General features: G+C 45.6%; 24 protein-coding genes and 1 pseudogene. 8 read left to right on the forward strand and 17 right to left on the reverse strand.

Features of this window, described 5'->3' with window-relative positions; all coding sequences use genetic code 11:
- Window positions 1-189 precede the first annotated feature (189 nt).
- Entirely contained in the window at window positions 190-960 is a 771-nt protein-coding gene (locus N7386_RS13720) for a TSUP family transporter (protein ID WP_220053375.1), read from the reverse strand.
- A 141-nt stretch (window positions 961-1,101) separates the two neighbouring features.
- Here N7386_RS13720 and N7386_RS13725 point away from each other — a divergent pair, with 141 nt between their 5' ends.
- Entirely contained in the window at window positions 1,102-2,010 is a 909-nt protein-coding gene (locus N7386_RS13725) for a LysR family transcriptional regulator (RefSeq protein WP_279769078.1), read from the forward strand.
- 53 nt (window positions 2,011-2,063) lie between these two features.
- On the opposite strand, the gene N7386_RS13730 is transcribed toward N7386_RS13725, so the two are convergent.
- The 5 genes from N7386_RS13730 to N7386_RS13750 all read right to left on the reverse strand — a co-directional run bounded on the left by N7386_RS13730 (window position 2,064) and on the right by N7386_RS13750 (window position 5,672).
- Entirely contained in the window at window positions 2,064-2,450 is a 387-nt protein-coding gene (locus N7386_RS13730) for a ribonuclease E inhibitor RraB (protein WP_011717512.1), read from the reverse strand.
- Between the two features lie 22 nt (window positions 2,451-2,472).
- A complete protein-coding gene (locus tag N7386_RS13735; RefSeq protein ID WP_011623208.1) occupies window positions 2,473-2,703 on the reverse strand; it encodes an RNA-binding S4 domain-containing protein in 231 nt (76 codons plus the stop codon).
- A gap of 70 nt (window positions 2,704-2,773) precedes the next feature.
- Complete coding sequence (locus N7386_RS13740) at window positions 2,774-3,310, reverse strand: GNAT family N-acetyltransferase (RefSeq protein ID WP_011717513.1); 537 nt, start codon at window positions 3,308-3,310, stop codon at window positions 2,774-2,776.
- Between the two features lie 73 nt (window positions 3,311-3,383).
- Window positions 3,384-3,662 (reverse strand): peptidylprolyl isomerase, encoded by a 279-nt coding sequence (locus N7386_RS13745; protein ID WP_011623210.1) that lies wholly within the window; start codon window positions 3,660-3,662, stop codon window positions 3,384-3,386.
- A 180-nt stretch (window positions 3,663-3,842) separates the two neighbouring features.
- On the reverse strand, window positions 3,843-5,672 hold the full coding sequence (locus N7386_RS13750; RefSeq protein ID WP_279769082.1) for a DUF885 domain-containing protein: 1,830 nt from the start codon (window positions 5,670-5,672) through the stop codon (window positions 3,843-3,845).
- Between the two features lie 80 nt (window positions 5,673-5,752).
- Between N7386_RS13750 and N7386_RS13755 the strand changes: the two genes are divergently transcribed.
- Window positions 5,753-6,262 (forward strand): diguanylate cyclase, encoded by a 510-nt coding sequence (locus tag N7386_RS13755; protein ID WP_279769084.1) that lies wholly within the window; start codon window positions 5,753-5,755, stop codon window positions 6,260-6,262.
- A gap of 51 nt (window positions 6,263-6,313) precedes the next feature.
- Here N7386_RS13755 and N7386_RS13760 read toward each other — a convergent pair whose 3' ends face one another.
- From N7386_RS13760 to N7386_RS13795, 8 genes are all read right to left on the reverse strand, one after another.
- On the reverse strand, window positions 6,314-7,561 hold the full coding sequence (locus tag N7386_RS13760; protein WP_086902580.1) for a tetratricopeptide repeat protein: 1,248 nt from the start codon (window positions 7,559-7,561) through the stop codon (window positions 6,314-6,316).
- Between the two features lie 2 nt (window positions 7,562-7,563).
- Window positions 7,564-8,187 (reverse strand): TonB family protein, encoded by a 624-nt coding sequence (locus tag N7386_RS13765; RefSeq protein WP_011717517.1) that lies wholly within the window; start codon window positions 8,185-8,187, stop codon window positions 7,564-7,566.
- 1 nt (window position 8,188) lies between these two features.
- On the reverse strand, window positions 8,189-8,593 hold the full coding sequence (locus tag N7386_RS13770; RefSeq protein WP_011623215.1) for a biopolymer transporter ExbD: 405 nt from the start codon (window positions 8,591-8,593) through the stop codon (window positions 8,189-8,191).
- Between the two features lie 13 nt (window positions 8,594-8,606).
- The gene (locus N7386_RS13775; RefSeq protein WP_011626575.1) at window positions 8,607-9,134 is read right to left on the reverse strand and encodes a MotA/TolQ/ExbB proton channel family protein; all 528 of its coding nucleotides are present in this window, start codon (window positions 9,132-9,134) and stop codon (window positions 8,607-8,609) included.
- Window positions 9,134-10,489 carry a MotA/TolQ/ExbB proton channel family protein gene (locus N7386_RS13780; protein WP_109285632.1) on the reverse strand — a complete coding sequence of 452 codons (1,356 nt, stop codon included), beginning with the start codon at window positions 10,487-10,489 and terminating at the stop codon, window positions 9,134-9,136. Before N7386_RS13780 ends, N7386_RS13775 begins: the two co-directional genes overlap by 1 nt.
- Complete coding sequence (locus tag N7386_RS13785) at window positions 10,489-11,271, reverse strand: DUF3450 domain-containing protein (protein WP_011717519.1); 783 nt, start codon at window positions 11,269-11,271, stop codon at window positions 10,489-10,491. The genes N7386_RS13780 and N7386_RS13785 overlap by 1 nt, the downstream gene beginning before the upstream one ends.
- A gap of 389 nt (window positions 11,272-11,660) precedes the next feature.
- Entirely contained in the window at window positions 11,661-12,617 is a 957-nt protein-coding gene (locus N7386_RS13790) for a class I SAM-dependent methyltransferase (protein ID WP_279769094.1), read from the reverse strand.
- 67 nt (window positions 12,618-12,684) lie between these two features.
- Complete coding sequence (locus tag N7386_RS13795) at window positions 12,685-12,984, reverse strand: hypothetical protein (protein WP_347815253.1); 300 nt, start codon at window positions 12,982-12,984, stop codon at window positions 12,685-12,687.
- A gap of 108 nt (window positions 12,985-13,092) precedes the next feature.
- Between N7386_RS13795 and N7386_RS13800 the strand changes: the two are divergent.
- Window positions 13,093-13,200: pseudogene (locus N7386_RS13800) on the forward strand (TraR/DksA family transcriptional regulator); the annotation flags it as partial.
- An 88-nt stretch (window positions 13,201-13,288) separates the two neighbouring features.
- Here N7386_RS13800 and N7386_RS13805 read toward each other — a convergent pair.
- The 3 genes from N7386_RS13805 to N7386_RS13815 all read right to left on the reverse strand — a co-directional run bounded on the left by N7386_RS13805 (window position 13,289) and on the right by N7386_RS13815 (window position 20,089).
- Window positions 13,289-15,949 (reverse strand): TonB-dependent receptor, encoded by a 2,661-nt coding sequence (locus N7386_RS13805; RefSeq protein ID WP_279769100.1) that lies wholly within the window; start codon window positions 15,947-15,949, stop codon window positions 13,289-13,291.
- A 278-nt stretch (window positions 15,950-16,227) separates the two neighbouring features.
- Window positions 16,228-17,436 carry a porin gene (locus N7386_RS13810; protein ID WP_278893120.1) on the reverse strand — a complete coding sequence of 403 codons (1,209 nt, stop codon included), beginning with the start codon at window positions 17,434-17,436 and terminating at the stop codon, window positions 16,228-16,230.
- Between the two features lie 220 nt (window positions 17,437-17,656).
- The gene (locus N7386_RS13815) at window positions 17,657-20,089 is read right to left on the reverse strand and encodes a DNA polymerase II (RefSeq protein WP_279771030.1); all 2,433 of its coding nucleotides are present in this window, start codon (window positions 20,087-20,089) and stop codon (window positions 17,657-17,659) included.
- 140 nt (window positions 20,090-20,229) lie between these two features.
- On the opposite strand from N7386_RS13815, the gene dinG reads away from it, so the two are divergent.
- Genes dinG through N7386_RS13840 form a run of 5 tightly spaced genes read left to right on the forward strand, consistent with a single transcriptional unit; the run spans window position 20,230 to window position 25,354 of the window.
- Window positions 20,230-22,302 (forward strand): ATP-dependent DNA helicase DinG, encoded by a 2,073-nt coding sequence (gene dinG, locus N7386_RS13820; protein ID WP_279769102.1) that lies wholly within the window; start codon window positions 20,230-20,232, stop codon window positions 22,300-22,302.
- Between the two features lie 9 nt (window positions 22,303-22,311).
- Window positions 22,312-23,085 carry a TSUP family transporter gene (locus N7386_RS13825; protein WP_011623225.1) on the forward strand — a complete coding sequence of 258 codons (774 nt, stop codon included), beginning with the start codon at window positions 22,312-22,314 and terminating at the stop codon, window positions 23,083-23,085.
- Window positions 23,076-23,744, forward strand: coding sequence for a primosomal replication protein (locus N7386_RS13830; RefSeq protein WP_176370290.1), 669 nt, complete (start codon window positions 23,076-23,078; stop codon window positions 23,742-23,744). Before N7386_RS13825 ends, N7386_RS13830 begins: the two co-directional genes overlap by 10 nt.
- Before the next feature lie 9 nt (window positions 23,745-23,753).
- The gene (locus N7386_RS13835) at window positions 23,754-24,446 is read left to right on the forward strand and encodes a DUF2057 domain-containing protein (RefSeq protein ID WP_279769105.1); all 693 of its coding nucleotides are present in this window, start codon (window positions 23,754-23,756) and stop codon (window positions 24,444-24,446) included.
- 5 nt (window positions 24,447-24,451) lie between these two features.
- Window positions 24,452-25,354, forward strand: a complete 903-nt coding sequence (locus N7386_RS13840) for a histone deacetylase (RefSeq protein ID WP_279769107.1) — start codon at window positions 24,452-24,454, stop codon at window positions 25,352-25,354.
- Window positions 25,355-25,365 lie beyond the last annotated feature (11 nt).

Below are 25,365 nucleotides of genomic sequence, written 5' to 3' on the forward strand. Positions count from 1 at the left end.
CACAGTCTATTGACCGTAAAAACGCTTTAAAAATGCTAGGTTATCCTAAACATTACTGCGGAGTATAGCGAATACCAAGGGACTGAGGAGATTTACAGCAATAAGGCCGAAAACTGTGCTCGCTGCACTTATGCAGACAAGCATATATTCGGCCTTATCAAGGGAGAGGCAAATACGATAGCGGCTTTATCAAAACAGTTGATATTGGCTCGCTAACAGTTTCACACTCATGGCTAAGGACATAGTCACCACTAAAGGCTTAATGATCTTAGTGCCCTTGGTCACGACTAAGCGCGAACCTAAGGTGGCGCCGATGGCCTGCCCGGCAAGCATCACTAAGCCGAGCACCCAAATCACTTTGCCGCCTAAGGTAAAGAAGATAAGCGAAGCGATATTGGTCGAGAAATTTAGCACCTTGGCATGTGCCGTCGCTTTTGCCAGACCAAAACCGGCCAAGGTCACAAAGGCCAGCGCGAAGAAACTCCCTGTGCCAGGGCCAAAAAAACCATCGTACAAACCCACACCGAGCGCGGCGGTAAAGGCAAAGGCGGTAGGCGTTAACACTTGATGACGATCATCTTCCGAAATCTTTTTCGAAAACAAGAAATAACAACCAATGGCGAGAATTAAAAAAGGTAAGACTAACTCCAGCACTTTTGCATCGACCAACTGCACCAGAATCGTGCCTAAGGCGGCGCCCGCAAAGGCACAGATAAGAGACAGTTTAACGGCCTTCAAATCGACCAATCCCTTACGCACAAAGTACAAGCTCGCAAAAAAGCTGCCACCGCAGGCCTGTAATTTGTTAGTCCCAAGTGCCACCGCTGGCGGTAAACCCGCCCACATTAACGCTGGGATAGTCAGCAATCCCCCGCCGCCGGCGATAGAGTCTATAAACCCCGCCACCATAGCCACACCAAAGAGTAATGCCGCAATTTGTAGAGTCAGTTCAAATTCCATGATTGTTATTATTGAGTAATAGGAGCTAAGGCTTCGCATTAGACTGCGTTTGCCTTATAAACGCAAAGGAGTTATTGTCGCGCTAGCGTGAGTAAAGCTCACACTAAATACCCTTATCATTTACTCGATTCGGATACACCTATGTTTACTTCCTTGCCGCCCCTCAATGCATTACGGGCATTCGAGTCTGCCGCCCGCTTACAAAGCATGACACTTGCTAGCAAAGAGCTGCATGTCACCCACGGCGCTATCAGTAAACAAATCCGTGTATTAGAAGAATTCTTAGGTTTTGCCCTCTTCGTGCGCCTACATAAAAAAGTCGCACTCACGGACGAAGCCAAGCGCTACTTGCCCCATGTGCAAGCGGCTCTGCAAACCTTATCAAGCGCCACCGCCGATTTACGCAACCAAGGCTCGAGGCCACAAACCTTAGCCATCAATGTGTTACCTAGTTTAACTATCAACTGGTTAATCCCTCGGATGGAGCAATTTAAATCTCGACATCCGCATTTGTATGTGGATCTCTCGATCGGTGACTTTGCCGTCGACTTCAGCCAGGGCCGTTATGACATTGCCATTCGCAGCAGCACTCAACTCCCCAGAGGGGTTAATTACATCAAGCTGATGGATGAAGACTTGTGCTTAGTGTGCGCGCCGTCGCTCGCGCCTAAACTCAAAAGCATCGAAGACATCAATAATGTAACCCTGCTTAAACACACCACTCGGCCAGAGCTGTGGGAGTATTGGGCGGATAAAGTGGGGCTAGTACTCACGCAGGCGCAAACCTTTGGCGTCGAGCATTTTTATATGTTGAGTCAAGCCGCGGCCAGTGGCATGGGCGCAGCGCTGATCCCACGTTTTTTTATCGAAGAACAATTGGCCAATGGCAGCTTGGTGATCCCGTTTCAAGCACCTTTTACCAGCCCATACGCCTATTACTTGCTCACGCCCAAATCCCCTAGCCTGCCGCTAAAAGTACAGGCCTTTATCGATTGGATGCTCGAGTTATTTGCACCATATCGGCAATCGTCAGATAACGACAAAGCCTAGATAGCAAAAAACCACCTGAGCGGTGGTTTTTAACGGCTTCTCTGGCGATAGGCTTAGTGATGGCAATGTTCATCGTGAACATGGTCGTCATCCATAAACTCATCATCACCTTCTTGATGTTGCATTACGCCCCATCCATCGGTCATGCCGCCGAACTCGGCCGCAAAATCATTGAGAATGGTTTCTTGCTCAACCAAGTCATCGTAGTCTGGCACCATGTTGATGCATACGATGATTTCCCACTTGCCGAGTTCATCGTTAAGGTTCAGCTCGACTTCGCCTTCTAAATCGGAGTTGGCTAACTCTTCGAGTGCAGATTCAGCATCACGCTGATCATCGAAAACTAAAAAGAAATCAACATCGAGGGCTTTAGTGAGGTCAATTCCGGCTTCGGCCATCGCAGCCAGCATTTTGCCATTATCGTCATCTGGAAATTGCATATCCTACTCCACAGTATCTGGCTTATTCAGCCGCAATGATTTGAACCGATTCACCATTAAAGCTGACGATGTCACCCGCAACGACTTTTTTACGTTTGCGCGTTTCCACTTCGCCATTGACGGTAACCAAACCTTCATCAATAACATGCTTGGCTTCGCCACCAGCATTCGACATGCCTTGTACCTTTAATACTTTGTACAATTCAATAAAATCTTCGCCAGGATACAAAGCTAACTGATTAATTTGCGCCACTTAAACACGCCTCAAAAAATAAACCTGCGGCATTATAGCAGCATGTCCCATGGGATGCAGATAATTTAACTTATCTTTGCCTTTCATCAGCGAGCAGCCCATAGGCGCATTCATCCTGCCACTCATCACCTATCTTAAAATGCTGCCGAAACACACCTTCGAGTTGAAAGCCACATTTCTCCATCACCCGGGCCGAACCGATATTGTCTTTGGCGCAGTGCCCAACTAATTTATGGACAGACAAACTCAAACAGGCCCAATCGACAACCGCCTGTAAACTCTCAGTAGCATAGCCTTTACCGTGCCCCGCGTGCGCCAGCAAATAACCGACCTCGGCACGTTGCTCCTCCACACTTTGACAATGAAGACCGGTTAAACCAATAAACTCACCGCTATCAAGGGTTTCAATCACCAGAGTAAGCCAATCGCCAGAGGCATAGTCCCAGGTGGCTGAGCGCTGCTCAAACTTTTGCCGGATCACTTCGGGAGCTTCAGGAATACGCACATAGCGATTGATGTCAGGATCTTGATGTAATGCCAAGAAGTGTGGCCAATCCTGCTCTTGTAAACTGCGAAGTCTTAATCTGTCGGTATAGAGTTCAAGCATAGCGGCTCCCAATGGATGGATGAACTAAAAAAAATGGCAGCCAAACGCTGCCATTTTCTCGGCAAGGAGACGATTAACCGCGGCTGGTCACTTCGAGTAAGTGGTAACCAAACTGGGTTTTAACTGGACCTTGAACCACGTTTAATGGCGCACTAAACACTACTTCATCAAACTCACGCACCATCATGCCAGGGCCGAATGAACCTAATTCGCCACCTTGAGCACCCGATGGGCATGAGGAATGTGCGCGGGCGATTTGCGCAAAATCGGCACCATCGAGGATCTGTTGTTTAAGTGCTTGGCACTGCTCTTCGCTGCTCACTAACAAATGTCTTGCTGTAGCCTGAACCATGGTAAAACTCCCTGAATAATCCTGAGACATTTGCCCCAAATATCATATGGTTCCCGTTTTTATGACATCTAAACGGGATGTGAATATTGAGTATAAAAACATTCTGTTTAATTAAAAAGTCTTAAACTGCGCCGTCATTAATTTTGTTATCGATAACGGCGCAGCATAATCAACTCGGTCTTAAGCCTTAGTCGCCGCAATCCAGCGATCGATCTTCTGCTCCATCACCGCCATAGGTAGTGAGCCAGAGGTTAGGATCTGATCATGGAAGGCTTTTAAGTCAAACTTATCACCTAGGGCTTTTTCAGCACGCTCACGTAGGGCGAGGATTTTTAGCTGACCGACTTTGTAGGAGAGCGCTTGACCCGGAATCGCCATATAACGCTCGACCTCGGCGACAATATCCGACTCGGCCATGGGCGAATTATCCTTCATATATTGAATCGCTTGCTCGCGGCTCCAGCCTTTGGCATGTAATCCCGTATCCACCACCAAACGCATCGCACGCAGCATTTCGTCTGACAGCTTACCAAAGTACTGATAAGGGTCGCTAAAGAGCCCCATTTCGATGCCTAAGTATTCAGCATAGAGCGCCCAGCCTTCTTCGAAGGCAGTATATCCACTGAAACGTTGGAACTCAGGAACGCCAGTGAGCTCTTGTTTAATGGCGATTTGGAAATGGTGACCAGGCGCGGCCTCATGTAATGACAACGTCGTCATACCCCATTTCGGCTGAGCTTTTAGGTTATAGGTGTTGATATAAAACACCCCAGGACGGCTCCCATCCACAGCTGGTGATTCATAGGACGCGCCCGCAGCAGATTGCTCTCTAAAGCTTTCAACCGGTTTAACCACATAGTCGGCCTTTGGCATTACATTAAAATACTGTGGCAATACTTGGTTAATCTTATCTTTCAGCACCATATAACCATCGATTAAGCCTTGGCGATCGCCATAGAAGTATTGTGGCTCAGACGATAAAGAGGCAAAAAAGGCTTTTAAGTCACCTTTAAAACCTACTTGCTCACGTACTTTGTCCATCTCAGAAAGAATGCGTGCGACCTCATTCAGACCAATTTGGTGAATTTCATCCACTGACATGGTTGTGGTGGTATGAGAATTAGCTAAATGTTGATACCAAGCTTTACCATTTGGTAGGCCAGACCAACCATCCGTTGCGCGAGACTTAGGTAAGTAAGTCTGCTTGAAGTAATCGCGCAGCCCCGTTAATGCAGGCACTAAACGCTCATTAATCATCGCCTGATAACTTGCTGTTAGCTCCGCTTTATCTTGATCCGAAAACCCTTCAGGGAAGTGATTAATCGGTGAATAGAAAATGCTTTGGCTGGCATCCGTAGTAAGCATGGCATCAAGCTGTGGAATAATCCGCTCAACTAACACGCGCGGTAACACCACCTTACTGGCAATACCTTCATTCATACGATTCTCGGCCAATTGGATCCAATCAATAAAGCCGTTAACACGCTGCTCCCAGTTGCGATAATCCTGCACTGTATTAAAAGGCTGTGCACTCTCACCGCTACCCAATTGCACCATAGTGATCACAGTACTGTAGAACTGGCTGATAGGCATAAAGCGTGATGGGAAGGTTTCGTCCACTAGGGCCATTTCGCGGTCATACACAAACAGCGCATAGCTGAGTTGTAAATCGGCTGGCAATTGCTCAAGGTCAATCGCCCTCACTTGCGCTAAATAACGGGTATTAAGATCATGACGCGCCTTAAGATATTCCTCGGTTAAGTCTCCACCAAACTGCGCGTTGTAATCATTAACACCGACAAAAGTGGCGTAAATCGGTTCTAACTTTAAGTAATCTTTAAAATAGGCATCGACTAAGGCAGCGTATTTAGACTCAGCGGTTTGAGCTTCACTTTGCGCCGGAGCGGCTTGGATCGTACCTTCCTGTACTGCTGTCGTTGTTTCCGGCTTTGAGCAGCCTTGTAAAGCAAACACTAACGCTATCGTTCCCGCCAATAAACTTAATTTCATCTTTTATATTTCTCCTTTTGGGTCCGTGATAGCCAAACTCTTCCTATACTTAGTTCAAAGTCTGCTTACGGGATTCATCTATGATCTACTCATTTCGTAACTCAGGTTTTAGGGATCCTGAAACAGGGGTCTATAACCAAACCTATTTCATGGAAGTATTCAACCGAGAGTGGCACAGGCACATACGTGAGCAGCAAAGCTTGGCGTTATTGTATCTGTGCCCTCACATTCATGAAACCGTCAAACAACCCCATTTACTCGAATTCTTTACTAAACAGGTACAAGAAGCACTGCTACGGGCGACAGATTTGATTGCAAGGTTAGATCACAACCATTTTGCGTTAGGACTATTCAATATTGATCAGGAAGGTACTGAGGTGGTGTTAAAGCGTATCGAACAACATATTCAAGAGTTTAATCAAGAATTCGGTAAAAATCACAAACTGAAAATCGATTATAAACTTGCCGCTTGCCTGTGCTTACCTACCCAAGAAAAGCGTATCGAATCCTTATTTAATAATGTCTCAAAGCTATCACTAGAGCTTGAACGGAATCAGCAACAATCGCAGGTGTTAGTAAAGCTTCAATAAAGAAAAAGCCCCTTACGGGGCTTTTTAGATCTGCATTGCGAATACAGTGAATTACAGTTCGACGTTGTGCATACGCGCTTTTTCTTTGATATAAGCGATATAGCTGTTTGCACTCTTCTCAGTCTTCTTATCCTTCGCGGCTAATACAGCGCGGTTATAAGCTGACTTGTACTGTTTCAAACTTAAATGGGCTAATGCCAATTCGAAGTTTGCTTCACCTGGATGTTCGATACCTAAAGAGATGGCTTTCTCAAGCACTGGAATCGCTTCAGAGTATTTCTCATTCAAGCTCAGTAAACGGCCTTGTTTCAGGTACAGCTTGCCATCGTTATTGATAGCAGCCGCTTTTCCATAAAACTCAGCAGCTTCTTTGAACTCTTTCGCGTTTTGGTAGAAACCAGCCAAAATCTCGTAAGATTTAGCATCTTCAGTGATGAGGCCCGACTTCATGTTCTTTTGGAATACTTTAGCAGCTTGATATGGCGCACCTTTCTGTGCCATCAGCTGAGCTAAACGAGTGATGTTAGCTCCAGTATCCAAGAAACCATTACGGTAAGCCAAATCATAAGTCGCTAGCGACTTATCATAGTCTTCTACCATCAGATAAAACTGTGCTAACTGAACCCATAATCTGCCATCATCCGGGAATAACGGCACCATGACTTCTAACACACCAACGGCTTTTTTATACTTCTTCTGGTTGAAGTAAGACGTCAGTTTCATCTGATACAGACCTTTATCAGGAGCTTCGGCGAGTGAAAGACCTTTATCAGCCACTTCAATCACTTTGTCCCACTGTTTCAGCTCTGTGTATGCAATACCGATACGACGATACATTTGAGAGTCAGCCTTACAAGTGAAGTCCATCCACTTGTAATAGTAAGGAATCGCTTCCTTAAACTTCTTCTCTTGTAACAACAAGTCGGCATAGAGGCGCAGTGTCGCTGCGTGATCTGTTCCACCTAAAATGTCCGCCTCAACGGCTTGTTTCAGGTACTTGATCGCAGTATCCATCTTGCCTTTTTCGGCATAGAAGTTACCGAGCATACGCGCAACATACGCTTTATCGAAATCGTTCTTTGGGTTGGCTTCCAACAATACGGCAATCGCTTCATCAAGCTGGCCATTGGTGTAAGCTTCAAAGGATTTCTGAACCTTCTTCGCAGCACTTTCACCTACCGCTTTAGATTGGCGCTTATCGATTTCACATTTTTCAGCCGCAACAGCTGAAGAAACAGATAAGGCACCACCACAAAGAGACAGTAATAACGCAACAGCGATTTTATTAGCATTACGCATTGTTATTTGCCTCCTTTATCTAAAGTGAAGTCGAGTTGTACTGTCATGCCTGGTTGTTTTAGTGGCTTGCCGTCAACAATCTTTGGCTTGTACTTCCACTTCTTCAGTGCACGAATTGCTTCTTTGTCGAATAAACGTTTAGGTTCAGCTTGGATTACTTCAACGTCATCTACACCGCCTAATTCGTTAATCGTAAAGCGTAATTGCACCCAACCTTCTTTACCGTCACGCGCCGCAGCAATTGGATATTGTGGTTCGATACGGACGATAGGTGTTGCATCACCGTCACGTGTCATCATGTTACCCAATTTGAAACCACCGGCACTGTGACCACCGGCTTCAACCCCACCCATATTGAACGACATAGACGTATCAATATTTGATGAAGTGTCTGGTGGCGTAGTATCAGGCTTCTGTGGTTGCTCTGGTGGTGGTGGCGGCTTAGGCACTACCCTTGGCTTATTCTGTGCTTTTGCATCCTGTCTATCCATGGTGATTTCAATTACAGGGGTCTCGGCCGATGTTTCAGCGCGTTGCGCCCCACCACCGACCAAGAACGCCATAAAAGCGAACAGACCAAAAGTCACAGCAGCACCAATAATGATTGATACTAGTGCTCTTAGCATATTAATCGTTCCCCGCAGATACCGAAATCTTATCTATACCAGCCGCTTTGACTTGGTCTAGAACTTTAACAACTAAGCCGTGTTGCGTATCTTTGTCGGCCTGGATCAGCACAGCTGCTTCAGGCGCTTCAGCTAGCATACGCTCAACGTTTGCAGTTACACGCTCGATATCAACCTGACGGTTTTCCATCATGATCACGCCAGTTTTGCTGACGCCGATAAAGATGTTAGCCGAAGGCTTAGAAGTCGCTTGTGAAGCTTTTGGTTTGTTATAGTCCAAACCAGATGGTTTCACGAATGACGTTGTTACAATGAAGAAGATCAGCATGATGAACACGATGTCGAGCATCGGTGTCATATCAATTTGCGCTTCCTCGTCTACACTGGAATGCTTTTTACGTGCCATGTTCAATCTCTCTCTAGTGGTGCGGCATGCTGTCTTTTAGCTTTTCTAAGCTGATTTTCATTTTGGCATCAAGGCGAGTACTGAAGAATACTCCCGATAATGCTGCAACCATCCCCGCCATAGTGGGCATTGTTGCCATTGAAATACCAGCCGCCATTAAACGAGCATTACTCGTCCCCTGAACTGCCATCACATCGAACACTGAAATCATACCGGTAACAGTACCTAACAAACCTATCATAGGACAAATCGCTACTAAGGTTTTAATGACCAGCATACGTGCATTCAAATCTTGCTTCGCTTGGGACAGCCAAGCTTCACGGATACGGTGTGCATACCAAGAGGTGGTTTCCTCTCTAGCATCCCATGCAGCTATGATTGCTTTATGTTGCTTTGGTGATATCCAATTAAGATACCAGTAACGCTCAAGCATCAATACCCACATTAAGAACAGCACAAACGCTACTAACCAGAGGACGTCGCCTCCGGAGGCCATGAAGCCCCTGACGGAATCCCATATGTCCATCAGGTGAATCATCATTAGTCAGCCCTCTTCTCAGCGTGCGCTGCGATGATACCAGCACTTTGCTCTTCCAGAACTTGCACGATTGACTTGCTACGAGCAACAACAACTGCGTGCATTAACATCAGAGGCAGAGCCGCAACCAGACCTTGAACTGTAGTGATCAGCGCCATAGAAATACCGCCAGCCATCAGTTTTGGATCGCCAGTACCGAACAATTGGATACTTTGGAAGGTTGCAATCATACCGGTTACTGTACCTAACAGACCCATCATAGGGGCGATAGCAGCCAGAACTTTGATGATTGAAATGCGAGACTCTAACGCAGGCGTTTCTTTCAGAATCGCTTCGTCAAGTTTCAGCTCTAATGTTTCAACGTCAACGTCTTTGTTCTCTTGATACACTTTCAGGATACGACCTAAGGCGTTGTTACCTGGCTTATCAATGTTCTTACGTTGGCTGTTCACACGAGCGCCGATGATAGTCATAGTCACTAAACGTTCGATAGAGATCAACAGACCTAATGCTAACAGAGCGATAATGATGTAACCGATTGTACCACCCGCTTCTAAACGATCTTCAAAGCTTGCTTTGTTAGTGAAGATGTTTAACAGAACGCCACGAGCTGGGTCGATGTAGAATGGCGCAGTACCAGAAGTAGTTTGTTCCCACTTACCTACTGCACTAACTTGGTAGCCTTCTGGTTGTTGTGATAACTCTTGAATTAAACCTAATTCAGGGTTGTAAACAACATACTTGCCATCAGCAGTTAAGTTGTAAGTACCAATGCGGTGAATAGTGGTGTTTTTAACACTACCGTCGATACCCGTTACAGAACCTTCGAATTTAACAACCTTACCAGATTGTGCCATTTCGAATAATTGTTCTTGCCAGAATTGCTCTAACTCTTCGATTTTTGGTAATTGCTTACGTGCACCTAAATCAGCGATGAATTTATCACGATTTGGGTATTGAGCACTTACGTTTGAGCTCGCTAATTTACCAGCGAAATCACCCGCTTCACCTTTAACCACACCGAACATCTCACCCAAGTCACCTTGAGCAGTTTTCAGGTCTTCTTCTAACTGAGCAATTTTACGCTCGTTGTCTAAGAAAGCTTGGTTTAAGTCTTTACCGCGTTGCTTCTCAGCCGCTAAAGCATCTTTTTCACGCTTTAACAGAGCCGCTTTATCGCCACGCTCAGCTTGGAACTCTTGTTCACGTTTGCTGTTAACTTTGCCTTCAGCAGCGCGATCAACTTTAACTTGCTGCAATAATTGATCGATGGTCTTAGGCGCATCAGCAGCGCTAACCATACCAGCAGTTAAAGAAAAACTTGCAGCTAATACAGCTGTAGTAATTAACTTCTTCATTATTGTGCAGTCTCCGCAGCAGGAATTGGTAACGCGAATAGATCTAGAGCGCCTTGTTTACGGGCAATGCGGATACCTTTTGTCAGTTCACGCAAATAGCTGTCATCTAACTTATCCCAACCCTTAGATTCTGGGTTGTACATCCAGCCAGTCTTTTGATCTAAGCTCTGAGCATAAAGAGCTACGCGACCTAAGTTAAAGAAGTCTACTAATACTTCTTTACCGTCTAAGGTCAATTTACCTTGGTTAACTGCAACAGCACTACCGTATTCACGCTCGATGCTGTACGCATCCAGAATCAAACGGTATTTTTCTGCTAAAGTCACTTCAGCAGTGTTTAACAGTGTTTTTAACTCTTTAACGCGGTTAGCGCGAACTTCAGAGTTAAATGGTAGATCTAATTGAACGAACTGTTCTAAAGACTCAACCATTTTAAACATTAAAGGCACAACGCCCTGACGCAGTTTGTCTACGCCGTTAATGTCAGTTTGAATCGCGTCCATCGTTTTTTGTTGGTCAGCAACTAAGCTGGCAACGTAATCGTTATAGGACTTCAGTGACTCACGCTCATCAGCAACAGAACCATACTCAAAAAGCATGTCTTGTGCTTGATCGAAATACTTATCAACATTCTTTTGCGACGCAGCAGCATCAGCATGGATCATACTATCCGCTTTTTGCACGTCGGTAAGAGGATCTGCAACTACTAAGTTGCTGCTCGCTAATGCCAGCACGCCAACAAGTGCAGTAGCGATTTTTGTTCTATTGCTTACCTTGGACATAGTTCCCAACCAATTTGAAGTGAATAAAAAAGTTAACTTAACAGCAACATCACTTTAAGTAAGATCTACTTTAGTAAATGCTTACCGTAAGTCTATCTTTCTCTTGTGATTCTTAGTTTTTTCTTCCCTTTCCTATGCCTTTACAGGCATAGACCCGCTGGCATCATTTCACAAAATGTTGACCTGTGTCAACATTCGGGACACGTAAAAACTAGTGTAAAGAAGTCTTAGTTATGAATTTTTTTACGAAAGGTGTTTTTTTAAACAAAACACTATCTGGCGCTCCCTTAATAAGGGATTTAGAATACTAGAACCGTCAGAAACCCTAGTATAAAATTCAAAAGCAACATCTAAGTGAATTTCACTGAAATACCGAGCAGCGTTAACCATCATTTGTGGATTACTAAAGTTATGCCAACGTGTTTCCCTTCAACGAATAGTTCCGAAAAGCAGTATTGAACGTGTAGCCTTTCCAAGCTTTCTAAGAGTAATTGCTTTCTTTTTTCATCGATGACTGAATCCAATTGATCACGAATACGCATTCGATAGAAAAATAACTGTTTGCAATATTCATCGAAGATTGCAACATTCTCAGTCTTTAGCTGATATAAAAGTGGGGCAATTTTAGATAAAATTGAATTAAACCAACTGTCACATCCCATATCCAGGGCCTTTGACTTCAACCACTTCACTTGAAACAGTAAAACCTCATTTAATCGCTTGAACTCAACATCATCAGCTAAGCTCTTACCTTCTTTGATGAATTTTTCTGCATAAACCAATACCGCCCCAACCTCTTTTAGAAATGGACTCTTATCTAATAAGATATTTAGAAAGGACAATCCGAGTCTAGAATCGGCCACGATTTCAGACTCAGTTGCGTGCATCAACGCACAAAATCTCCCATTGGGTGCCAACAACCTACATATCTCAGGTAAAGATTGAGTCAGATCCGAATATTCAATTGCGTATTGGCTACATATAAAATCGAAGTCCCCAGACTCTAATTCACTTCGCTCAATAAAGGTATTTCCCCTAAATGAAATATTTTGCAATGCCTTATTGATGCTCTCATCAGAATAAATGTTTACCTTTGGATTAATATCTGCGGCATCGATACCTAGAAGTTCCCATACAAATCCTAATGTTTGCGCGTATTGATAACAGAGTATGGCTAAAGCACCATTACCAGTACCTATATCCAAAACCTTAGCCCCATTAGATAACGCAGATAATTGATTTTGCCAAAAATACAGCATTTCACCGTGATATCCGAGAGCACTTTGTCCTTCTGAAAAACTATTTAACGCTTTGGAATGTTGCCAGTAGTTAGTCCATTGTTTCATAAATTACCGCATAAAATAGAAAGGCAGGGTTGCCCCTGCCTTTGAACACCTGCTTACACTAAGTCAACTAGAATGATTGACTGATACGGAAGTACATCACACGTCCCCAACCATTGTAGAGGTTGTAGTTGTACTCACGACCACCGTAACCAATTAACTGAGGCTCTTTCTCGAACGCGTTTTCTGCGCCAACACTCAGTTTAGTATTCCACGGGCTAGTGTAAGTAACTTGAATATCATGGGTTACCCAAGTACCAATATGTCCAGTTTGAACACCATTAGTGACTTTCGAATATTGGTCACCAATCAAATTGATATTCCAAGCAAAATCAAAATCACTAAATTTATAGACGTTTGATAGACTCATACGTTGCTGAGGTGTTCCTGGATCCTTAACCTCATCACGTCCCCCATCAATGGAATAATCAAGCATATGGCTGATTTGTAAATTTTGAGCTAATGAACCTGCTTCACCGAAATCGAAGCCGAGCGCTTAACTCAAGATCCCACTGAGCAACGTTGCAGCAGCTGCGCCGAGCATTATCAGCATGAGCATCGCCATGAGCTGCGCCTGAGTCATTAAGCAGCGTCTCTATATTCCACAAGCAAAATTCCACAAGCAAAAAAACCTCCGCAAGCGGAGGTTTGAGTTATCCAGGGAGAAGGATAACTTAAAACTTCTGGTTTATTCTCAGGTAGTAAGTACGACCTAACACATCATATAAACCCACGTTTACATCACGATAATCCGCATAGGTATAATAATTGGGCGCTTCAGCATCAAACACATTATTCACCCCGACCGTGATAGTGCCGTTGTAGGCATGGTTATAGGCAAACTGAATGTTATGTTTAAAGTAATTATCATAATCAACATAACGATCGGTTTCTTCTAACTCATTGTAATAGCCCGCTGATTGACTACCGATATAGACAACTGTCCATGCCGCTGAGAAGTCATCATATTTCCAACTGGTCGCGAAATTACCGCGCCAATCCGGTGAATCCGTCAGCCCTGCATAGTCGATCATCTCTGCTTCGGCATTATCTTGCTTCTTAAAGTCGAGCACATGGGTCAAGTCCAATTTAAAATTGAAGTCGCCAAGGCCCGTCTCTAAGTTATAGGCAGTCACAAAATCGATACCCGAGGTTTCTACGGTCGCTAAGTTGCGAACTCCCGCCTCGATATACTCAATTTTGCCATCCGATCCGCGGGTCACATAGGGAGATGACCCATTCTTGATTTCATCGCGCAGGATATCATCGACATCAATCGACTCAATTTTATTGTCGTAGGTGATTGAATAGTATGATAACTCTAGGTTCCAAGCGTCAGTAACGTTCCACACACCGCCTAAGGTTAACGAGTTGCCCTCTTCAGCCTCTAAGTTCGGGTTGCCACCGTACCAGGTTTTATGTTGGTTATTGGTAGCGCAATATATGGCATCCACATTACCGGGTTCATTACACCACAGGGAATCCACCGCCTTCTCAAAACTCAAGGACTGAGACGAGAACATTTCACTCATATTCGGCGCGCGGAACGAATCACCGTAACTGGCACGCAGTAACAAACTATCCACTGGGCGCCAGCTTAAGCCGAACTTAGGCACCACGGCATCGAAGGTCGATGAATTAACCACTTCGCCTTGGGGCCCTGTCAGAGAACCTTCCTGCTCATAACGCTCGTAACGAACCGCGGCTGAAAACTCAACATTGGCAGGTAACCCCACTTGAAACTCGAGATACGCGGCACTACGGTCACGCGTGGCATCGACATCATCACCACCAGAACCACCGGAAATAATCCCCGCCGCTGATTCTGGATCGCTAGTTTGCTTGAATTTGATCATCTCATATTCAAGACCACTGACCATAGCAACAGAGACATCGCCATGATCAACAAGCAGTGTAGAAGCTAATCCATCAATTTGAGTGCTTTCAAATTTACCTTGATACACCCCAGTGTGGGCAGCTTTACGATACAGATCCGTCATCTGTTGGTTCCACTGCTCATAACTCATGCCCGTGGTATTAAAAATATCGTACTGTTCAGAATCTATTCCTTGCTGAACTATCTCATCATTAATTAAATTGTAATTAAATGAATTCGTGGTTGAGCGGGAATGCTGTGCATTTAATTCCCAATCAATGCCATTGCCTAAATCCAGCGTACCAATAAAACCACCGAGAATATCGACATTATTGGTCTCAGTTAAGGTATCACGCTCGCCAATTTGGGCAGAGCGCATATAAAGTGTCATATCTTCCCCAACGGGGTTGAATTTATTATCAGCACTCATTACTGGATAATTTGTTGACACAGGTGTCCCTGCGTAACGCGTTTCAGTTTCAGCTAACGAGGCAGATGCACGACCGCGAAATTGAATACCGTCGGTAATTTCATAGGTAAAATTGGATAAAAAGGAATTACGGGTTTGATCGCCAAATAACTTAGTCACATTGCCATGGTTATATAAACAACGACCATTATTATTACCATCTGTGCTGTCTACCGTATTTTCGGTTTGCTCACAGATTTCTGAATTACTATACCAACCGGATGCCGAACTACCATTAGGCACTGAGCTAAAACCACTGTAGGCCGAATAACTCGGATCATCCATATTCCAAATATCACGATCCATTACCGCTTTGGTATCATAATATTCATAGGTTAACGTGATATTCCCCTTATCTGTGTTATAACCCGTTGCAATCGATAAACGATTTGCATCACCACCATCAACACTCGGTTGTTCTGTGCTGTAATCGAGTTGCAGACCATCAAACTCTTTCTTCGTAATAATATTAATTACACCCGCAACTGCATCAGAACCATAGACAGCAGAAGCGCCATCACGCAGAATTTCGATACGCTCAACGATTGCCATTGGGATAGAAGATGTATCAGCTACAGAGCCAGAGCTGGAACTAGTACCCGGCATACGACGGCCATCAAGCAACACGAGTGTTGCCGAGGAGCCTAAACCACGAAGGTTAACGTTGCTTGTAGAACTCGCCCCTGAACCATATCCCGAAATACCACGCCACGAGCCAAAACTATTAATCGCCGAATTATTTAACACATCGGCTACAGTTTTCTCACCCGTCATAGCAATATCTGCGGCATTAATCACTGTCACAGGCGAAACAGTTTCCATATCGACTTGTTTAATACGCGAACCAGTGACTTCAATACGCTCAACTTCTTCTTTTTTAGCAGCGGTGTCGTCAGCAGCAACAGCTGAAACGCTCATAAAAGTTGCAGCGGTAACACCGCCAATCAATGCTAGGCGCACAGATTTAGCTAGTAAGTTATTCTTATGCATTGTCTATCTCCTTGGACATATTATGTCTTATTATAATCCGCTTATTAAATAAGCAGTTTTAAACAGGAGTACCTCGAAAAACTACGGAGCACTCAGCGGGAACAATAAAATCACATATAAAACCTTTAATCAACATAAAATAAACAAATAAAAAAAAATGAAGACATGCCACAGCGGGAGGCCTGAATAACGGCGGCATAAACAAAAACGCCAGTCATTGCTGACTGGCGTTTTTTGTTAACTTTTCGTTATATAGTTTCTAGATAAACAACTGAGGCTTAAAGCGTATAGCGGATACCGATGGCGATGCCGTCGTCTTCTGACAATGACATTCTGGCTTCTTGCGCTTGATCTGAGCTGGTAAAGTCGCTGTAGTCTTTACGTGCTTCAACATACAGAACCGTGTTTGGATCCCAAACAAAGTGTAAACCTACAACTACAAACTGACGCTTGAACACATCGTTAGGATCGGCGTTAAAGTTAGGTTGAATAACATAGTCTTTACCTGCATCCAGAATGTTGTAAGACACAAATGGACGTAAACCGTTATCAAACTTGTAAGAAACTAAAGTTTCAACACCATAGGCATCTTTGATCAAGCGACCAATGTTGTCGGTATCATGGTTCTCTTCTTTGTGAACGTTGGCGGCAGCATATAAGCCATTCTTGTCGAAGTCGCCCCAGGTCGCGCCCACACCGTAGATTAAATCAACAGCGGTTTTTTGTTCACCTGTGCCATAGGCCACATCAAACTCACCACGGTTCATACCTGCCATTAAGCTGAGTTTATCGGTGGCTTTGTAAGTCAAAGATGCACCATAGGTGTAATCATAGGTAACTTGCTGCGCTTCTTTCTTACCAGCGTTCCATTCCGCTTCACAGGCACTCTCTGTGATGTTTTCGATATCACAGGTGTAGAAGCTGCTGTTTTTCAATTGCGCCTGAACCGCAAAACTTACATCACCAATGCTGTTACGGTATTGAACAACTTTGTCACCGCGACCAACGCCGTTTACTGCACCGTCGTCTTTGTTAAAAGTGTAAACACCTGCCGCGTTACCATCCCATACAAAACCGTAGTTGGTGTTGTAAACCACGTCATACCAAGCACCCCATTGCTTACCAATAGTGATAGTGCCGTACTCATCGTGGCTAATGCCCGCGTAACCTAAGCGGTTGTAGAAAAACTCATCTTGTACAGATTCGAAGCGGTTGTTATAGACAATATCGCTGCTGCCAACAGGGTTCACACCCCATTCCAATTTAGCAAAGGCGTTCCAACCGTGGGTTAACTCACGGCTGAAACCAAAATTAATTCGAGAAGCACCATTAACAACCTCAGTTTCACCTTGAGTGTTGATTACGCGCGCATCGATAAAGCCACCGATTTCTACCGCATTTTTATCATCTTTGTAGATTTCGATTGCAGATACAGTTGGGGCGAGAAAGAGTGCTGTTAGCGCAGTTGCTACTAACGTTTTGTTCATTTGGTGCTTAACCTTTTCGTTTATGTTTTATCAACGTCATTCCGTTGTTATATTTCCTTACAATTTCCCGGTGAGAGTAGCAAATTTTCATTCCACTCTCCAAGCGAAACCTAAAGATTATGTAGAGAAACATCACAAAAACAGCGTGTTTAACCTCTATAAAACAGGTTAAAACACTACAAAGACCCGCAAGTAAAACACAAAACACACAACGGCAACACTAAATTAACAGCAACTGTTTAGAGGCAATGTTCGTGTAATTTAATTTCATTATTGAAAAGACAGGCTCTGCAATAGGGCCAATTTGCTTATCTATGTAGTATTGATAATCAATTGTAGACGATCTATGCGAAACCGGTTCAGGACCGTTTACAGTAATCACATAATCAATCTGTGCCCCTCGCTTGCCAAAGGATGTCTTTCCTGTTAATTCACAAAGTTGGCGCGCGACTTTCACATGGGGAGAAGACTTGGCCGTGTATTCATCTAAATTACGGCGCATGCGTTTGCTAAATACCAGCTCATCATCGCGTTTACCAGCCAGCAGCTCAGCAATCACATCCGTTAAATAACCACTAATATCCCTTTGGTTAAACATGCGCTCATAGAGTTCAGCCTGCACCTTACGCGCCAAAGGGCTCCAATCACTGCGAACCTGCTCCATCCCCTTAAAAGTGATTTCCAGCACTCCATTTCGATTGCGCCAAGCACCGACATAACGCTTCTTACTCCCCTCCTCCGAGCCCCGCAGGGTCGGCATAAAAAACTGCTCGTAGTGGCGTTCAAACTGTAGTTCGAGAAAACTTTCTAGCTGAAACTCCTGCGCAATTTTACTTTGCCATTGCTGATTCATTCGCGCAGCAATCTGCTTACCTAAGGCATTAATATCACTGAGATCTGGCTCAGGGCCTAAATAAACGAAGGTGGAGTCAGTATCTCCATAAATGACTTGGTAGCCCATGTCCTCAATCCACGCGCGAGTTTGCTTCATGATTTGATGACCGCGCATGGTGATGGAGCTTGCCAGTTTCGCATCATGGAACACGCAGCCTTGGGAACCCAAAACCCCATAAAGCGAATTCATAATGATTTTAATCGCTTGCGATAAAGGCGCATTCGCCTCCCGCTTGGCTTTTTCGCGTTGTTCGGAGAGATTTTGGATAAGTTTTGGCAGGATCGGTTGATGTCGGTTAAACCGCGCGCCCAAAAAACCGGCAACGGTTTCAGGCTCAGCTAATGCCGATCCCTCCTCGTCATCCAAACCTTCAATCAAGCCCTTAGGATCAATTAAAAAAGTCCGGATAATCGATGGGTAAAGGCTTTTAAAGTCAAACACTAAAATATGTTGATAAAAACCCGGGACAGAATCCATTACATAACCACCAGGACTTTCTATCCCTTGGCTAGCAGGCTCTGCGGGCGCGACGAAGCCTGCCCTATGTAAATGCGGTAGATACAAATGGTTAAATGCGGCGACCGAGGCACCTACGCGCCCCAGTTCTAACCCTGTTAACTCGGCGCGAGCGAGGGCAAAATCCCACAATTGAGTATGTTCAAAGATATCCCACACTAAGCGACTATCGGTCAGATTATAATGTGCAAGCCCTTGTTTATTTTCGGCAAATAGCGCATCAATCTCTTGCGCTCGATTTTCTACATCATGAATCGCTTTGCCTTCGCCCAGCAACGCTTGGGCGACAAACTCCAAGGAGAAGCGCTCGAATTGATAAAAGGCCGCCTTTAACCAATCGATACCATCGAGCACCACTCGCCCAGGCAAACTTAAGGTTTCAGGCCGAAATTTATTCTCGACCTTCCATTCGAGAAACGCGCCACCGCGGCCGATACGCAGCGGGATCCGGTGCAGCAACGCACGCCGATATAACAAGGCCAAATCAAAGGTCACCACCGACCAACCAATGATCACATCGGGATCAAACTCAGTAAACCAAGCGATGAGACGATGGATAAGCGCCGCTTCATCGTTCACCCATTCGATGTAGATTGCAGCATCAGGCTGCGGCTCGCCCACCATAATGACTTTTTCATAGGGCTGAGATTGCGCATCGCGTCCATAAAGGGCCACGGAATAGAGTAATCCGTCAAAACTGCATTCAAAATCGAGGGAAATTGAACGCAATTTTATTTCCGGTTGAGGTGCAACGGCTTTTGCTCGTACAGCGCTAAAAATGGGCAATTGTTCATCTATGCCAACATTGCTGACAAAATGCCCTAAAAATGCCACATCGAGCGCCACAAAACGCTCGATTAAAAAACGCTGCTCGGGACGGATATCCGCCTCAAATAAGGGAATGCCAGCATCCGTCGCTATCCGCTGTAAGTGACGATACACACTGCTCGACTGGGCATAAATCGCCGCCACGGATTGTCTTTTAAAGCTTTTAAGTGCAAGCGGTACAAAGCGCAGTGCCTGCCCCGGCGTTTGTAACTGCAATGCCGCCATATCGCTTTGATGACAAAAACAAATGTACTCAGAGCCAGGTAACTCCACCAGCACAGGGCCTGAAACGGTGGCGAGATAATACTGCAGCACAAGCGTTGCACCGCGCGTAATAGCATGGCGCGTGAGGACGCGTCCCTGTACACTCACTGGCGCAGCCGTTTCAGGCGGCAGACTCTCGGGGGAATTCAACTGCGGTTTCACTCTAGGGTTCTCGCTGCTTATTGATTCTCGGGACACAGAATAAAATTGCCATAAAATGGCAGAAAAGTTTCTTAGGCTATGCAATCACTGTTATTATGTACAGCATTAATTCGATAAAGTAGTGCCGCATGTTACCTGACAACGTAAAAAACCAGATCCGCGCTATCTATAAAGATATTGCCGCCGCTTTGCCTAATTTTAGGCCACGCCGCGAGCAAAATTTTATGGTGGCAGAAATCTCTAAGACTCTTGCTGGCGACTATGACAAAGATAGACGCATCATAGTGGTCGAAGCGGGTACGGGGATTGGTAAATCATTGTCTTATATTTTGGGCACGATTCCGCTTGCACTCGCGAGTAAGAAAAAGGTCTGTATCGCTACGGCAACCGTTGCGCTGCAGGAGCAGTTGCTGCACAAAGACTTACCGTTTTTTCTCGAACAATCAGGGCTAAACTTTCGCTTTGGTCTGGTTAAAGGGCGCCAGCGTTATGTCTGTTTGTCCAAGCTTGCCATGCTGATCGGCGATGATAACAGTACCCAAATGGCCATGTGGCAAACAAAGCCGGATAACAGCCAAATAGCCATGTTGCAGGAGCTGCTAAGCGACTTTAATGAAGGCCGCTGGAACGGTGAAATCGATACGTTATCGACACCGATACCGGACCATCTCTGGCAACAAATCGCCTGCGATAAACACAGTTGTCATCGGCAACTCGCCAGTCATCGTAATTGCCCGTTTCACAAGGCCCGCGAGGATGTGGATACCTGGGATGTACTGATCGCCAACCACAGTTTGCTGTTTGCCGACTTAGAGCTGGGCGGCGGGGTGATTTTGCCCGATCCCGAAGACGTATTTTACGTCATTGACGAAGCTCACCACTTACCTATCGTCGCCCGGGACTTTTCTAGCGCACAGGCAACGCTTAGAGGCGCCGCCGACTGGCTAGAAAAAGTCGGTAAGACCAGCGCCAAGTTACAAAATCAGATAAAGAGCAACAATATCATCGCCCCAGCACAGGCGATGCAGGATCATATCGGTGACTTAATCGCTCAGCTCAATCAAGTCGCCCACTTCTGCGATACTCAAACCAAACAGTTTGCCAATCCCGAGAGCCGCTATCGGTTCGAACACGGTAAATTGCCCGATGCACTGAAAATCCCCGCCGAAAATCTCGCGGCCACCTCTAATCTTGCCCTCAAGCAATTTAACAAGATGCAATTATTGCTGGCCGAGGCGATAAAAGATGGCGACATTCCTAAGCACCAAGCGGAAGCGTTACAGGCCGAAATGGGCTTTATGTTGCAGCGACTCGAAAACCTGCAAAAGCTCTGGAAAATGATGGCAAAGGAAGATTCCACTAAAGGTGCGCCCCTCGCCCGCTGGATTGAATTACTCACGGGCAAACAGGTCGATTATCTGTTTAGCGCCTCGCCGATTGAAGTCGGTTTTATGCTCGAATCTATGCTGTGGCAAAAGGCGGCTGGCGTCGTACTGTGCAGCGCAACGCTGCGGGCGCTGAATAACTTCGACCATTTCGCCCATCAAGTGGGATTATCGGTAAAGGACGGCAGTCGTTATCTCGCCCTGCAATCCCCTTTCGATTATCCGAATAACGCCACGCTCTACTTACCTAAGATGAAAACCGATCCGACGGACGATGCCTATACCGCAGAGCTTGCCGAACAGATTCTAGAGTTGATTGAAGGTGAAATGGCCACCTTAGTGCTGTTTGCATCTTACTGGCAAATGGAGAAAGTGGCCGAATTGCTCGAGGGCAAACTCACGCAGGAAATCCTTATTCAAGGAAATGCACCGCGCCAGCAATTGCTTGAGACCCACAAAGCCAAGTGTGACAAAGGTGAGCCGAGTATTTTGTTCGGCACAGGCAGTTTTTCTGAAGGTCTCGACTTACCCGGAGATTACCTCACCAACCTCATCGTCACTAAGCTGCCCTTTGCGGTGCCGACGTCACCCGTCGAGCAAGCCCATGCCGAGTATGTGAAAATAAAGGGCGGAAATCCGTTTCTGCAACTCACCATTCCAGATGCATCGCGAAAGCTTATCCAAAGTTGTGGTAGATTACTGCGTAAAGAGCAGGATTATGGCCGAGTCACTATCCTTGATAGACGATTAGTGACCAAACGTTACGGCAAATCCTTGCTAGACGCACTGCCCCCCTTTAGACGAGTCATTGAGTAGGATTAAGATTTGGAGTTGTTACTCGAGCCCAGTAACTGGGCCCTGTTGGCTGTCATTGGCTTAATTGCAGGTTTTATCGATGCCGTAGTCGGTGGTGGAGGCCTGCTCTCAATTCCTGCCCTGCTCACCCTCGGGATCCCGCCCCACACCGCCTTAGGTACCAATAAATTTGCCGCCAGTTTTGGCTCCTCCATGGCGGCTTGGACCTATTATCGCCAACATCTGCTCAAACCCAGTTTTTGGTATATGGCGTTTATCGCCACCTTTATTGGTGCAGTACTCGGCAGTGTGTTGGTGTACTTGTTAAATGCACAGTGGCTTGAAAAAGCCTTACCACTGCTCATTATTGGCATCGCGATTTACAGCCTGCTGAGCCCAAATGCCATCTCGGATACCGATTGTCAGGCACCAACAAAAGCTCAATCTAAACTCAAACAAAGTCTGCAAGGGCTCCTGCTGGGTGGTTATGATGGTTTTGCCGGCCCTGGCATTGGCGCTTTTTGGACTGTAAGTTCAGGCGCTTTGTACAAATTACCGCTGTTGCATAGCTGCGCGCTTGCCAGAGCCATGACTTTTACCAGTAACTTAACGGCGCTGGCAATCTTTGGCTTTCTAGGGCAAGTCCATTGGCAAATCGGCCTGTGGATGGGGTTATCTATGATGCTCGGCTCCTTTATCGGCGCCCGCTGTGCGATAAAATTTGGTATGCCTTTTATTCGACCTTTGTTTATATTAATTGTCCTATCAATTGCCGCTAATCTGGCGTGGAGCGCATGGTTTTGAACACTTCGCAGCTAATCAGCACGTTGAAAAATCAGCTCACAACGCTTGAGCAAGAAGTACTGCAACACGACAGTCATCTTGCGCCGAGCCAGCGTAAACTTCTGCAGGATATTGAGCGCTTTAATCAGTCGCTGTTTATTCAAAATGGCGCCCAGCTGATGCCTTGCATTGAACAAATTCGTAATAGTATCGGTCAGTTAGAAAAGCAAATCGCTCTAAAACTCGCGCCGCAAACCATCGCCTTAAGCTGTGAACGTATTCAAGACCGTTTTACCGCGGTTAAACGGGCGCTACTGACGACCTCAATCGATATAAAGTCTAAAAATCAACAACGTGCCAGTAAACGTGCGCGTTTTGCCCAACAACAGACCCAATCGCACCAAGCCAGTGGGTTTGCTTGGATTGCCAGCAATGTGTTACAAAATAGCCACGAAATCTATGCCGAACTGAATAAGCATCTGAATTGGGCTAAGAAATTTGAACAAAAAATTGCAGAAATGGAATCAAAACTTGAAAACTGTCATAGTGCTGACAAAATCCGTTTGCAAAATGACATCCTTTTGATGCATCGTCGTTTGGGTAAATGCAGGCAAGCCATCAGTTATATCGAAGATCGCATTCAAGCATTCGAACGTCCGCATCAGAGTCATAATCGTTAAGGAGCAACAATGAAATCACTTTTGCCAATCAGCAGCCTGCTAGTGCTACTCGGCTCTGCCTCAGCCTTTGCCGCAGATCTGAATATCCCTATGTCCTTCGAATACCTTGCCCTCGATGGCAAAAAAGTCGAGTCCAGCGTATTCAACCATAAAAGCAGCTTAGAGTTGGCGCCCGGCACTCACAAAATCGCCATCCGTTACCATGAGATGGTTGAAGACGATTTCAGTGACAGCCAGACCTTCGTTAAGTCTTCCCCTTTTATCGTGACCTTAGAAGTGGACGGCGATCATCAATATTATTTGCAAGCCGCTGAGGGCAAGGTCGTTAAAAAGCCTAAAACCTTCGCTCAAAATCCTCAGGTCGTATTAACCCGCTCTGACAAAGGTCAGGTGAATTACCAAGTGACAAACACCGACATTGAAGAAGAGAGCTTTGTCTCCCGTCTCTTTAGCGGTAACCAAGCGGTAGATGTGTCAGGTACTGCCGCCGCTGCAACGGGCGCAGCAGGCTCTGCGGCGGTGGTTGCCACGCCGGCACCTACTTCGGCGCAGGCAGCGGTGAACGCCACCTCATTAACCGCTCCGGTTGATACTTCTAAAGCAGCGGGCGCGAATCCACAACAGATGTTGCAATACTGGTGGTTACAAGCCGATGAGAAAACACGTAAAGAGTTTATGAGCTGGGCGATTTCTCAACTCTAATCAAGATGATCCCATTGGTTTATCACGCCAGCTACTCCAAGCTGGCGTTACCCTTTCACCACCGCTTTCCCACGACCAAATACGCACGTCTTTATCAGTATCTGCTCGATAATCAACTGGCTGTTCCGGCTCAATTCCATACTCCCTCGCCGATGACGGCAGAAGATGTAATGCAGGTGCATCAGCAAGATTATGTCGAACAATTTATCCAAGGCAGCTTAGCCAGTACGGCCTTAAGACGCATCGGCTTTCCATGGAGTGAAGCCTTAGTCGAGCGCACTTTGCACTCGGTATCGGGGACGAGTTTGACCGCACATTTAGCCTTGCAAACGGGTATTGCCCTTCACTTAACGGGCGGTTATCACCATGCACACTATGACTTTGGCAGCGGCTACTGTATTTTCAACGACTTGATTATCGCCGCCCGTAAACTAATGACCGAGCAGCAGTTACATAAGGTGCTAATTTTTGACTGTGACGTGCATCAAGGTGATGGCACAGCCACCCTCAGCCACAGGCATCAGGGCATTATCAGTTGCTCCATCCACTGCAAAGAGAATTTTCCCAGTCGTAAACAGCAGTCACACTATGATATTGAACTGACGAAAGGTTCAGATGACAGCGCTTATCAGGAAACCGTCGAACAGACTCTTGAGTTGCTGATTCGACTCCATCAACCGGATTTAATCCTGTATGACGCTGGCGTCGATATTCATCAAGATGATGACTTAGGGCACCTAAAAATCAGCAAGCAGGGATTGTATCAACGTGATTTAACCGTGTTATCTATGGCAAAAGCATCAAATATTCCTGTTGCGGCGGTAATTGGCGGCTGCTACAGCCGAGACGAACTACAATTAAGCCAAAGACATAGCCAACTTTTTATTGCAGCCAACCATTTGTGGTAGCAAACTCAATA

The sequence above is a fragment of the Shewanella sp. GD04112 genome (genome assembly GCF_029835735.1).
Lineage (GTDB): Bacteria > Pseudomonadota > Gammaproteobacteria > Enterobacterales > Shewanellaceae > Shewanella.

Bases quoted from the DNA above. Each gene is read 5' to 3' on its own strand.
- N7386_RS13720 (WP_220053375.1), bottom strand. From the start codon at position 960: ATGGAATTTGAACTGACTCTACAAATTGCGGCATTACTCTTTGGTGTG.
- N7386_RS13725 (WP_279769078.1), top strand. From the start codon at position 1,102: ATGTTTACTTCCTTGCCGCCCCTCAATGCATTACGGGCATTCGAGTCT.
- N7386_RS13730 (WP_011717512.1), bottom strand. From the start codon at position 2,450: ATGCAATTTCCAGATGACGATAATGGCAAAATGCTGGCTGCGATGGCC.
- N7386_RS13740 (WP_011717513.1), bottom strand. From the start codon at position 3,310: ATGCTTGAACTCTATACCGACAGATTAAGACTTCGCAGTTTACAAGAG.
- N7386_RS13745 (WP_011623210.1), bottom strand. From the start codon at position 3,662: ATGGTTCAGGCTACAGCAAGACATTTGTTAGTGAGCAGCGAAGAGCAG.
- N7386_RS13750 (WP_279769082.1), bottom strand. From the start codon at position 5,672: ATGAAATTAAGTTTATTGGCGGGAACGATAGCGTTAGTGTTTGCTTTA.
- N7386_RS13755 (WP_279769084.1), top strand. From the start codon at position 5,753: ATGATCTACTCATTTCGTAACTCAGGTTTTAGGGATCCTGAAACAGGG.
- N7386_RS13760 (WP_086902580.1), bottom strand. From the start codon at position 7,561: ATGCGTAATGCTAATAAAATCGCTGTTGCGTTATTACTGTCTCTTTGT.
- N7386_RS13765 (WP_011717517.1), bottom strand. From the start codon at position 8,187: ATGCTAAGAGCACTAGTATCAATCATTATTGGTGCTGCTGTGACTTTT.
- N7386_RS13770 (WP_011623215.1), bottom strand. From the start codon at position 8,593: ATGGCACGTAAAAAGCATTCCAGTGTAGACGAGGAAGCGCAAATTGAT.
- N7386_RS13775 (WP_011626575.1), bottom strand. From the start codon at position 9,134: ATGATGATTCACCTGATGGACATATGGGATTCCGTCAGGGGCTTCATG.
- N7386_RS13780 (WP_109285632.1), bottom strand. From the start codon at position 10,489: ATGAAGAAGTTAATTACTACAGCTGTATTAGCTGCAAGTTTTTCTTTA.
- N7386_RS13785 (WP_011717519.1), bottom strand. From the start codon at position 11,271: ATGTCCAAGGTAAGCAATAGAACAAAAATCGCTACTGCACTTGTTGGC.
- N7386_RS13790 (WP_279769094.1), bottom strand. From the start codon at position 12,617: ATGAAACAATGGACTAACTACTGGCAACATTCCAAAGCGTTAAATAGT.
- N7386_RS13795 (WP_347815253.1), bottom strand. From the start codon at position 12,984: ATGAGTCTATCAAACGTCTATAAATTTAGTGATTTTGATTTTGCTTGG.
- N7386_RS13805 (WP_279769100.1), bottom strand. From the start codon at position 15,949: ATGCATAAGAATAACTTACTAGCTAAATCTGTGCGCCTAGCATTGATT.
- N7386_RS13810 (WP_278893120.1), bottom strand. From the start codon at position 17,436: ATGAACAAAACGTTAGTAGCAACTGCGCTAACAGCACTCTTTCTCGCC.
- dinG (WP_279769102.1), top strand. From the start codon at position 20,230: ATGTTACCTGACAACGTAAAAAACCAGATCCGCGCTATCTATAAAGAT.
- N7386_RS13830 (WP_176370290.1), top strand. From the start codon at position 23,076: ATGGTTTTGAACACTTCGCAGCTAATCAGCACGTTGAAAAATCAGCTC.
- N7386_RS13835 (WP_279769105.1), top strand. From the start codon at position 23,754: ATGAAATCACTTTTGCCAATCAGCAGCCTGCTAGTGCTACTCGGCTCT.
- N7386_RS13840 (WP_279769107.1), top strand. From the start codon at position 24,452: ATGATCCCATTGGTTTATCACGCCAGCTACTCCAAGCTGGCGTTACCC.